This is a genomic window from Neobacillus sp. 19, assembly GCF_049463095.1.
In the GTDB taxonomy this organism is placed as follows: Bacteria; Bacillota; Bacilli; order Bacillales; family Cytobacillaceae; genus Neobacillus.
In genome coordinates, this window is the sequence record NZ_JBMPZU010000060.1 from 1 (window position 1) to 11,242 (window position 11,242).

The 11,242-nt window shown below is 40.0% G+C and carries 7 protein-coding genes and 1 pseudogene; 4 read left to right on the forward strand and 4 right to left on the reverse strand.

All coding sequences use genetic code 11. The features are described 5' to 3' along the window. Window positions 1-127 precede the first annotated feature (127 nt). The gene (locus ACO1D1_RS20120; RefSeq protein ID WP_423336854.1) at window positions 128-1,570 is read left to right on the forward strand and encodes an amidohydrolase family protein; all 1,443 of its coding nucleotides are present in this window, start codon (window positions 128-130) and stop codon (window positions 1,568-1,570) included. Window positions 1,571-1,768: 198 nt separating this feature from the next. Beyond that, the gene (locus ACO1D1_RS20125) at window positions 1,769-1,969 is read left to right on the forward strand and encodes a spore germination protein GerPB (RefSeq protein ID WP_423336855.1); all 201 of its coding nucleotides are present in this window, start codon (window positions 1,769-1,771) and stop codon (window positions 1,967-1,969) included. 59 nt (window positions 1,970-2,028) lie between these two features. Here the strand turns inward: ACO1D1_RS20125 and ACO1D1_RS20130 are convergent, their stop codons facing one another. Further along, on the reverse strand, window positions 2,029-2,217 hold the full coding sequence (locus tag ACO1D1_RS20130) for a hypothetical protein (RefSeq protein ID WP_423336856.1): 189 nt from the start codon (window positions 2,215-2,217) through the stop codon (window positions 2,029-2,031). 111 nt (window positions 2,218-2,328) lie between these two features. Here ACO1D1_RS20130 and ACO1D1_RS20135 point away from each other — a divergent pair, with 111 nt between their 5' ends. Then, a complete protein-coding gene (locus tag ACO1D1_RS20135) occupies window positions 2,329-3,264 on the forward strand; it encodes an alpha/beta hydrolase (RefSeq protein WP_423336857.1) in 936 nt (311 codons plus the stop codon). Window positions 3,265-3,479: 215 nt separating this feature from the next. Here ACO1D1_RS20135 and ACO1D1_RS20140 read toward each other — a convergent pair whose 3' ends face one another. Then, on the reverse strand, window positions 3,480-7,547 hold the full coding sequence (locus tag ACO1D1_RS20140) for a S8 family serine peptidase (RefSeq protein ID WP_423336858.1): 4,068 nt from the start codon (window positions 7,545-7,547) through the stop codon (window positions 3,480-3,482). A 452-nt stretch (window positions 7,548-7,999) separates the two neighbouring features. On the opposite strand from ACO1D1_RS20140, the gene ACO1D1_RS20145 reads away from it, so the two are divergent. Continuing rightward, complete coding sequence (locus ACO1D1_RS20145) at window positions 8,000-8,737, forward strand: YqcI/YcgG family protein (RefSeq protein ID WP_423336859.1); 738 nt, start codon at window positions 8,000-8,002, stop codon at window positions 8,735-8,737. A 115-nt stretch (window positions 8,738-8,852) separates the two neighbouring features. Here the strand turns inward: ACO1D1_RS20145 and ACO1D1_RS20150 are convergent, their stop codons facing one another. Together ACO1D1_RS20150 and ACO1D1_RS20155 are read right to left on the reverse strand one after the other, a co-directional pair. Further along, a complete protein-coding gene (locus tag ACO1D1_RS20150; protein WP_423336860.1) occupies window positions 8,853-9,785 on the reverse strand; it encodes an amidohydrolase family protein in 933 nt (310 codons plus the stop codon). A 52-nt stretch (window positions 9,786-9,837) separates the two neighbouring features. Further along, window positions 9,838-11,098, reverse strand: a pseudogene (locus ACO1D1_RS20155) (mechanosensitive ion channel family protein). Window positions 11,099-11,242: the final 144 nt, after the last annotated feature.

Sequence of the window (11,242 nt, forward strand, 5' to 3'; positions counted from 1 at the left end):
CTTCTCCTAGCTTTAAATTAGGTAAAAAAGACCACCAGAACCCAATTGGAATGTAATTTTTTTATTTGAAGATAATACAAAGGGTTACACATTTTTTGTAAGTAAATTACTTAAATGGAGGAAAAAAATGAAGCGTAAATTTCCGGTTATCATTTTCATTGTATTTTTACTACTTGGAACCTTAAGTGCTGTAAGCGCAGGGAATCGGGTGGAAGCAGCAAGAGATAAAGCGGATATTGTGATTAAAAACGGATACATCCTCACGATAAATGAAAAAAAGGATGTTTTCCCAAAAGGGACAGTGGTCATCAAAGACAAAAAAATTATCGCCGTTGGTGACGAAAAACTTAGCGAGCAATATAACGCATCTAAGGTGATCAATGCCGATGGAAATATTGTCATGCCTGGAATGATTAATACTCATAATCATGTTCCGATGGTTGCGTTTAGGAGCATTGGTGAAGAGGGCGTAGGCAATCGGTTATTTGAAGTGTTTTTTCCGCTTGAAGAAAAACTTCTTTCAAGAGATCTTATTTATAAAGCATCGATTCACGGAGCCATTGAAATGGCAATGGGAGGTGTGACTACCTATGCGGATATGTACTACCACGAGGATGAGGTAGCAAAAGCAACTGAAAAGATTGGTATTCGAGGAGTTCTTGGAGAAACCGTTATTGGGTTTCCAGTTGTCGATGCACCCGAACCATACGGCGGCCTTAAATATGCTGAAGACTTTATTAAACAATTTCAAAACAATGAATTAATCACACCATCGGTTGTCGCGCATGCTCCCTATACGGTTAGTCCGGAAATGTTAAAGGCATCCAAAGCATTGGCGAATAAATATCATGTCCCCTTTGCCCTTCATGCAGCAGAATTTGCGGATGAAGCACAAAGAGTCGCTAGTAAATATGGACAAACGTATGAATCCGTCATTAAATACTTAGATTCTCTAGGGATCCTAGATGAAAATACGATGCTTGCACATGCTATTCATATCGATGATGAAGACATTGCAATCATTAAAAAAAGAGGAGCTACGATTGCTCATAATCCAATTGCGAATACAAAAGGGGCTACCGGTGTTGCTCCTGCGATTAAGATTGATAAAGCAGGAATAAAGATGGGCTTAGGAACGGACGGACCAATGAGTTCAAACACAATGGATGTCTTTGGAACCATGGGATACGCCGCACGAATTCATAAACTAGTCAACAAAGATCAAAGTTTAATGCCTCCTAGTAAGGTCGTCCAACTTGCAACAATTGGCGGTGCGAAAGCACTTGGGCTGGATAAAAAAATCGGCTCTCTTGAAGTTGGTAAATTTGCCGATATTATTATTGTTGATGTACATGAACCAAATACGTTCCCAACTTATGATCCCTATGCCACGTTGGCATATTCAGCGGGACCGCAAAATGTAAAAGATGTCATCGTTAATGGGAAAATGATCGTAGAAAACAAGAAACTGAAAACATATAGCTATAAAAAAGACCTTAAGGATATGGGAGAAATCTATAAACAAGTTGAAAAAGTTGAAAAAACACTCCCCTATCATAAACAACAATAAGGGTAAAGAATGATCCACCTGAGCTCACTCAAAGGGTGGATTATTTTTTTGTTTCGATTATGAAATGACGGATAAAAATCGTCAGACCTCCGATACTTTAAAGCGTTAGTTCACCGGGGTTTGACACACCAGACCCGATGACTTTATAATCGGAAATTTTTTCACGTTTTGATCATATAGTATAAAGAGGTGAATGACATGGATAGACATATTAAACAAACATTTGATATAAACTTTTTAAAGATTGGCATCATTGCCAATGCTGGGGTTTTACAAATTGGTACTGGGTCTGGAACCATTCAACGGGTCCCTCATGCTGGATATACTACAATCGGTACTTCATTAGTTCATCTAACAGCTCCTGCTGTCCCTCTACAATCACCCGTTCGTCGAAAATAAAAAATTTGCCCATGGCAAACACATATGTTTGTGCACGAAACCATCCCTACATTCCTTTTTCACCACGCCTGGATAGATTTTTCTTCGTTCTTGACTAGCTGACCCACCATGAGCATTGCTTCCCCATCATTACATCTCCTATCGATCCTGTTTCTTAGAATTTCTTCACTATCCCTTTCTTGCATTCTTAGAACAGAAAAAGTGACCGCCTCTATTTTTTCTGCTTTTCTGCCATTCAAAACGCACACTAAATCTTCCCACCTATATTTTAAAAAATGGGACTTTATAATTTTCCGTTTTTGTGGTGACTTACATATGATAATGTACCGATGACTTCAAACGGAAAGGAGGAGTTCCTGTTGGGTGAGGAAAAGAATGAGGAATCAAGTAAACCAGGTAAGTCCCTGTGGAAACCGCTTTTGGCAGCACCCGCTTTATTTTTTCTTGCCCCATTAGGGATCGGTTTGTATTTAACTCATCCCTTTCCGGCAAAGACGACAAAAAATCCAGGGGAATATGGTCTTGCATTCGAAGAGATTGAATTTTTCAGCCGGAAAGATCAAGTAAAACTGTCTGGCTGGTGGATTCCATCCGTTTCAAAGAGAAGCAGTAAAACGATCATCACAGCACACGGTTACATGAATGAACGTGCCATGGAAAGGATTGAAGGACTGAAGCTTGTTAAAATTCTATCAGAACAGGGCTATAATGTACTGATGTTTGATTTTCGCAATGCAGGGAAATCGAAGGGAAAAACCACGGGGATTGGATATTTTGAAAGACACGATTTGTATTCAGCGATTGATTATGCGGTTCAGGAAAAACATCAGGAAAAAGTTGCTCTCCTTGGCTGGAGCATGGGAGCTGCCACTGCGCTTATTGCTGGATGTGAACACCCTGCTGTTTCCGCCATCATTGCCGACAGTCCCTTTTGTGATTTAGAACCTTTTCTGAAAGAAAATCTCTCCTATTGGACCAAGCTGCCAAAACGGCCATTTACGCCGATTGTTTATCATTCCATGCGCAAGCTCCTCAAAATTAACCCCACAGAAGTGTCGCCCATCAATCATGTGAAAAATACGAAAGGAAAATCCTTCTTCCTCATCCATAGTAAGACAGATAAAGCTATTCCTTATGCCGAGAGCGAAAAATTATTTCAATCGATCTCCTCCAAAAACCATAAAGAATTGTGGCTGACAAAAGATTGCGAGCACATTCATTCGTACCGCTTGCATAAAAATGAGTATACACGCCGTGTACTCAGGTTTCTAAATAAGTACTTAAAGCTTGGCTAAAACCATTTACCTCCACGCCTTGTGTTCCCTTTATTAAAATAATAAGGACAAAGATTCTTCCTCCAAACCTACAATTTTTAGAGGGACGGTTTTCTTTTGAACTATGTTTGTCACACCACCCGCCAGTGCAAGGTTAGAAAAAAGAAAAAGGGTCAGACCCCCAATATGCTACCGCTTTAGCATGCTTGGGTCCTGACCCTTTTATTTATCGTTTGTTATGGCTGGATCCCTAAATCAGCCAAAATCATTTCTAATGTTTTTCCGTTATGACTTTTCTTTGGCTCAGGAGCATTTTCTACATCTTCGTTTTGTTTGAGATAATTCTTCTGTACAAATGACAGATCCGTGGCATCTACTTTCCCGTTAAAGTTGATATCTGCGGCCCGATCATTGGTTTTCCACGCTTTTTGAATCGCAAGTGCGTCGAGGACATCAATGGTGCCGTCTTGATTCACATCACCGGCAATGAGAAGATCCGGTTCTGCCAGCAGATAATTCCCATATAAGATACCGTTGCGCTCATAGCCAAGCTGGATGTTACTTCTGGTAAAGAAATGGCCTGGAACGGTCATTTCAATCGTATACGGATCCTTGGCCATCAGTAGTTTATCCATTACATAAAGTCCACTATTCTCTATGGAAGACGTTGCATCGAACACCTTACCGCTCGGATGAATCAGTTTCACTGATCCTCCGACCTTGGACCAATCTTTACTGGCTAGGTATCCGTTGTTGAATGGATCACCGATAAAGAATGCCTCTGGACTGACGTAACCCTCTACTCTTGAAAATTGCGGGTTTATTTTTAGTCTGTAAGGTGCATGGAGGACATTAATTTTTTTATTATTTGCATCGGTTACGACAACAGTCGGGTCGGTGTACCCCAGTGAGTAGAATTCTTCTCCCAAAACTTTGAACGTAATCTCGACTACTGCTTGCTTGTCTAATACCCCGCTAGGCTCATTAAATTGAACAGATACTTTCTTACCATTAACAGCAAGCGCTGCTTTCTCTGCAAAAGGTTTAGTGAGGCTGGCCTCGACAATTTCCAATGTTGGGAGGTCCAAAAAGTCACTAAAGGTCCATTCGGCTTTGGATACATCGTTAAGGTTATCCAACACTAAGTTTACTTTTATGAGATCATCGGTTTTTGCCTCGGTGGTTTCACTTGTTGGATACGTAACCGCTGTTCCTTCTTTAACAAAGTAGTAATTCTTTATTACCTTATTTCCTGCGGCATTATAGCCATCCATACCGAAAGGAAGGGCAGGAATAGATTCGTCCATAAGAATTTCCTCAACGAATTTCCCGTTTTTATCCATAGAAATTGGAGCAGATGGGAAACCATAATAGCCCCAATAATAAATCATAAAGTTCGATGTTTGATCGTAATTTACGCCATATTTCTTCAACTCATCCACAAAGGGATCGGTGATTTGAATGTCAAATGGGTACGTTTGCTGTCCTGGCTTATATTCAATAAATGGTGAGTCACCATCCAATGAACTTGTAAAACTAGGCTGATTGAGATAAATCCATATATGCTTTGTATCCGTAAATGTTTTTCCGGATAGGCCTGTTGTAATCATTTTTAATTTGTAGTGGCCTTCTTTTGCATAGCTGCTGTCTGAAGCAATCGGTTTTTTGGCATTCCCGGTAAATTTATAGTAGGTTCCATTAAAGATTCTTACAAAATAGTTGATATTATCAACAACATTTCTAAGGTCAAGAGTGCCAACTAGACCAAGGTCGTTTCCATTTTCATCCTGCAAGATAACATCCATTTTATCCATTGGTGCACTTACATTAAACCGGTTTACTACTATCCGATTTCTGCTTGGATCCCAATCCAGTTCATTTAAATGATCCGGTGAAAGGACTGGATTATCAATCGTCATATGATTAAATCCTTCTTTCAGCAAACGGAAGGTAAATGGTATTCTATACTGCTCAGCAGAATTCGCCGTATTGGTGAACGTCATATACCCTGTATAATAGCCTTCTTTTGCCTTTTTATGGACACGGAGGCTTACGGCCACTTTTTGTTCTTCATTTCCCTTTAGATTCACTTTATTGGACATGATAATCGCCATGCCATTTTCCTTTAAGCTGTTGGAACCTTTTCCTTCGGTAATAGCCACAGAGAATGATTTCTTCGTTTTTTCATGGTTTGTTATTTTAATAGATTTGGTAATGTGTAGGTTTTCATCGGTCAGTTCGTGGTCAAAGCTTAGCCCGCCGGTTAATGCCTTCACTTCCGCTACATCCTCCGCACCCGAAATGTGTGTTTTATCGATAATTTGGAAACTTGCACCGTTGTGCACGGCCTTATATGGATTAATTCTCCCTGCTCCCACTTCAAAAACACTGTAGTCCCCATTAAGTGGATCGGATGTATTCATCAATACCGTTTTAATATCTTCCGGTTTTAATTTTGAATTTGCCTGCAGCATGATCGCGGCTACACCTGCTGTAAATGGCGTTGCCATGGACGTTCCAGAATAACGGGAGTAGGCAAATTGATAGTTTTCTTGATCTTTCGGGTCAGCCATATAGAATGGAACAGTTGAGAGGACGCTCACACCCGGTGCGATTACTTCCGGTTTCATCCCGTACGTTTGTCTTACCGGCCCCCTCGAACTAAAGTCTGCAAGACGGTTGCCTTCTGATTGAATTTCCCCATAGCCTGAAAAAGTAACAGTTGTTTGCCCGGCATTTAGCTGTGCCTTTACCTTTTCTCCTTCAGCCTTCGTTACCGAAAAGGTTGGTATATATGAGGTTGATTCACCAAGATTCGCATCCATTTTTCCATCTACATTGTTATAAAGGAGAACCGCTGCAGCACCTGCCTTTTTTGCATTGGTCACTTTCTCCGCCAAAGCAAATTCGCCGCGAGCAACAAGGGCGATCTTTCCTTGCACCTCTTTCCCAAGATAGTCGGTACTGTTTCCTAACCCGACATCGACAACCTGATAGGATTTTCCATCCAGATCTTTTAATTTATCGGTATAGTTGCGGGCCATACTAACGAGTTCAAAGGCCGTTTCTGTCCCTATGTTTCCTTTGAAAGTAGTAGCCGTCATGGGTACATCGCTCGCTCCAACCGTTAAGGCAAGTGCGGCTGTACCAGGGGAACCTACCGTATATTCTCCGGGACCAGCATTCCCTGCAGCGACAACCGTAGTAACTCCGCTTAAGACGGCAAAATTGACAGCAGTGCTAGTCGGAAAATATGGGTCATTTATCATTGTCCCAAGCGAAAGATTGATGACATCCATGCCATCTTCAACCGCTTTTTCAATCCCGGCAATGACATCATCAGAACCGCCACTGCCATAAGGTCCGAGAACACGGTATCCATATAAATCGACACCCGGCGCCACACCTTCAACGGAAATCTCTTTATTCGTTCCCTGCCCGGCTATTGTTCCGGCGACATGGGTTCCGTGTGAAGTATAATAAGTTGAATCCCCAATGAATTCTGGTCCTCCACTTTCTTGCCAGTTGTTATAGGTGGCTTCCATCGGGTCATTATCATCATCAACGAAGTCGTAACCGCCTTTATAAACCGGCTTCAAATCCGGATGGTTGTAATCAATTCCTGTATCGATTACCCCCACTTTGATGCCTTTGCCCGTTAGTCCTTCCTGATGAAGCTTGTCCACCTTTAAATAGGATAAACTTTCTACCGAAGTCCCAGGGGTGCCTCCGTTTTTATCACCTAATGGAATCGGGTCCACTTTAAAGGTTTCATTTTTGTATACCGCTTTTACCACATCGGATTTCAAGAGACTTTCCACTTGATTGGCCGGCAGCTTCATTGCGACCCCATTATAAACCGTTTCATATTCAGCAGTGATTTGATGATTCCCTTTTTTATTTTTCAAATTGCTGGCCGGAAGCATCTTTTTGATATCTTCTTTAAATTTTTCATGATCCTTTGTTACCCGTTCACTGGCTTGTTTTGGTGAAAGCTTCTTCCCCTTTACTTCAGCATCCAGAACGGCAATTTTTCCGGGCTTCGAGCGGAACTGAACGATTACTTCTAACTCTTTATCGCTGTTCAATTCCTCTTTGCTGAATCCTTGCAGACCGATGCGATCAGTTAATTCGAGTTGCTTTAAGGCTGTTCTTTGCTGCGGTGTAAGGGAAGAAAGAATGTTCTCCGTTTTAAAGCCTGTTGCAGATACTTTTGGTGTGTGGATGAAGTTTGCCGACGATAGGAGTAAACCGGCAGATAGCGTAATGGCTGCCGCCTGTTTCCTAAATGTTTTCCTCTTCATAATCTCCCTGCTTTCTATTAAATTTGTAATATATAGAACCTCCCTTTCTATTAATGCAGTTTACACCTACTATTATAGTAATATTAGGAAAATTCAACCATTGGGGTTTTATTTGCAAAAAACGAAGGATATAAGGCGATATTTATTTACGAATTTCGGAAAATTCGTCTTCTATTCAAATCGCGTGGGTTTTTTGAGGGGATTTAGATGTATTTCCGATTGAAAATTCGCACAATACTAGTCCTTTTCTACCAGATTCAATTACCCCAAATGATTTCCGTGTGGATGGGGTCATTCGCATGGATGAAGACCAAAGACCATGGGGACGGTTCGAGTATTCCCTTTTGATTAATAAACTTTGAGTCATCTAATTATAGGAAGTCAAAAAAAACCGGAGGAACCGTCCGTCAGGTCATTCGAATATAATGCACTAACTATTGGAGGTGCCAATAATGAAAGGACTATATATGAATGATCCTTCGCTTAGAAGTCAACTAAAAGAGTGGGAAAAAAATGCCTTAGAGAAATTCTCCATTAAATTAAGTGATAAAGAAATACCATTTCCCTGTATCCCAGCCACGATAGGGTTCTCTCTAAGTCAGTTGTGCTACGGTTTTATTGGAGATCCGAGGGAAGCTTCCACCATTCACGAACTCGCAGAGTTAGTTAGCAATTTTACGGAAGTTTCAAGGGATTTTGGCCATTATACATCGCTGATTGTTTTTTATGAAACGCCTGAGGATATGAAAGAAGCTTATAAAGTTGAAGATTACGAACAATTATTTTGGCGTCATCTTTCTGGGCTATGTGCTATAGACTGTTTTGATTGGCCACAGGATATCCCTACTGACCCACATGATCCGATTTGGGAATTTTGCTATCAGGGGGAAAAGTATTTTATGTACTGTGCCACCCCAGCGCATGTGAATCGAAGAAGCAGGCATTTTGAGGTGATGCTGCTCGCCATTACCCCACGTTGGGTTCTTCAGGAGTTTAACAAATCACAGAAATTTGCCCAAACTATTAAAGCACAGGTTCGCAAAAGGCTGGCAAACTATGACTCCGCTCCGATCCACCCTGATTTGAACAGCTATGGCTCAGAGGATAATTTTGAGTGGAAACAATATTTTCTTCGAGATGACGATACTTCATTATCTAAATGCCCTTTCCACCGAGGAGTTAAGAGATAAAATGTTCCCGTTCCTTCTCTCCTGAAAGTTTTTCAATATTTAGTGATACCCTAATAAAAAAAGTACTAGGCACCTTCCAGTTTTCTGGTTAGTGTCTAGCACTTATTTTCCTGAATTAATCAATTATTTCTAAAAAGTTTTTTCCAAGAATACATTCCTTTTGGTTATCAGAAATTTGAAGGGAATCAATCCACCCTTTCTTTGCCGAATAGTCATATTTATTAAAATTTTTCATTCCATAGGGTCCATCGCAGCCATAAAGGATTTTACGATATCCTAAAGATTCCACTGCCTTCTTTACTATAGATGGAGTAAGATAATCACTAGATGTGTCAATAAATACATTTGGCTGATCCTTAATGTATTGCCATAATTTTTTCCAAAAGGGAATACCGGCGTGAGCATAAATTAATTTAAGTTTAGGGTAATTTTCAGGTAAATATTTATAGGAGTCACGTTCTGATGATAGATGAATAATCATAGGAATGCCTTTTGTTTCACACATTGCAGCAACGGGATCAAGTGCCTTAATACTATAACCATGCATGAAGGGATGTGCTTTCACTCCAATAAAACCTGGTTTATTTAGGTATAATTCTACTTCTTCCACTGAACCGGGGTTCAGTGGGTTCACTGCTGCCCAGCCAAGGAACCGGTCTGGGAATCGATCAATGGCAGCAGCAACAATATCATTGCTTGGCTTGGTAAAGATCTTGTATGATTTGCCGTAAAGTTTCAAATAGCCATCCTTTACTAGACCATCATAAATTTTAAATCCAATTTGAGGAGTATATAGAATTAGAAAGCGAAATAAGCGTTGTAAATGATCTTGATAATTGCTTTCCTCTTCAAACATTGTTTCGTTCATGGGTGCAATGAGAGCTGTTTTTGTTACATCATTTTTATCCATACCCTCTATCATTTTCTCTAGTGTCAACATGGTTTCGTCCACATGAAAATGGCAATCAACAATCATTTTAATACTCCCCTTCCCCACCGCATCCTTTTCGTTAACACCGTTTATTCTATATTTATTCATGGTTTCCATTGAACTAACGCTAGGTTTACACTTTATTATTGAATCTACAAAAAATACAAACCTAACCCCTAATTTTCATTACTTCCCTCTTCGACTCATCCACAATCGACTTCAAATCATGCCCAGATGGATTCTGGAATAAGCGAAGTTCAAACTCTTGTGCTACAGCGAAAAGATGGTCAAAGATGTCAGCTTGTACCGATTCATATACTGCCCATCGGATATCATTTGAAAATGCATAGATTTCGAGTGGCAGCCCATGTTCTGTTGGTTCTAATTGTCTAACCATTAAGCTCATTTCTTGATTGATTCCAGGATGGTGTTGGATGTAATTGCTGATATACGCCCGAAAGACACCGATATTGGTCAGAGCCCTTCCATTCACCGGATTGCTGCGATCAATATCGTTCTTCCTATTGAACTCTTCAATTTCAAGTTCCCGATCATTCATATAGTCCGAAAGAAGATTGATTGTATAAAATTTCTTCATCATTTCCTCGGTACAAAATGAAATGCTAGTTGTATCAATAAATAATGATCGCTTAATCCGGCGCCCTCCAGAGGTTTGCATCCCTCGCCAATTTATAAAGGAATCGGATATCATCGCATAGCTTGGAATCATGGTAATCGTTTTGTCAAAATTTTGTACCTTTACGGTATTTAAAGAAATATCAATGATATCTCCATTTGCCCGTATTTCGGCATTTCAATCCAGTCTCCCACCCGAACCATATCATTGGAAGCCAATTGAATCCCTGCAACAAGTCCTAATAACGAATCTTTAAAAACCAACATCAGTACAGCGGAAAGCGCACCAATCCGCTAGAAAACCAAGTGGACTCTTACCAATCAAGTTCGCAATCACCAGTATTACTCCAAATGTTATAACAATAATATTAATTACCTGAATATACCCTTTGATTGGCTTAATCTTAGATATTTCATAGGTTTGATAAATATCATTAATCGCATTTAATAAGCTGCTCATCACCAATAAACCCACAATGATGAGATAGGCAATGGCACTATTTTCTATCAAATTCTGATAGCTTGGAAAGGTTGATGAAAAAAAATAGATTATGATGGCAGGAACAAAATGAGATAACTTATGGAATACCCTTCGTTCCAAGAGTATTTTATCCCACGTGAATTTGTTATTTTTCACAATATGAGCGATCACCCCTGATGACTACTTTTCTTGTGATAAAATGTGCTGCAACACAGATCAGCCAGATAAAAAGAATCATTATCATAGTAGAAAGATACCCAGCAATGGTGGGATCTATTTCAAATTCTATAAGCAAGTTACTTATGTAATTCATATATGCCTCTCCCTTGATGTTATTTTGATATATTGCTCATTATAACAGAAAGCCATAGGGACGGCTCAGGTCCTTTTCACTAGTTATTCAAAATCGCCTATGGGGAGAAGTCGGAAGGTACTTAGGTAGATTGGCAGAGACCTA

Coding starts and splice junctions, on each gene's coding strand:
- ACO1D1_RS20120 (WP_423336854.1), top strand. CDS start 128: ATGAAGCGTAAATTTCCGGTTATCATTTTCATTGTATTTTTACTACTT.
- ACO1D1_RS20125 (WP_423336855.1), top strand. CDS start 1,769: ATGGATAGACATATTAAACAAACATTTGATATAAACTTTTTAAAGATT.
- ACO1D1_RS20140 (WP_423336858.1), bottom strand. CDS start 7,547: ATGAAGAGGAAAACATTTAGGAAACAGGCGGCAGCCATTACGCTATCT.
- ACO1D1_RS20145 (WP_423336859.1), top strand. CDS start 8,000: ATGAAAGGACTATATATGAATGATCCTTCGCTTAGAAGTCAACTAAAA.
- ACO1D1_RS20150 (WP_423336860.1), bottom strand. CDS start 9,785: ATGGAAACCATGAATAAATATAGAATAAACGGTGTTAACGAAAAGGAT.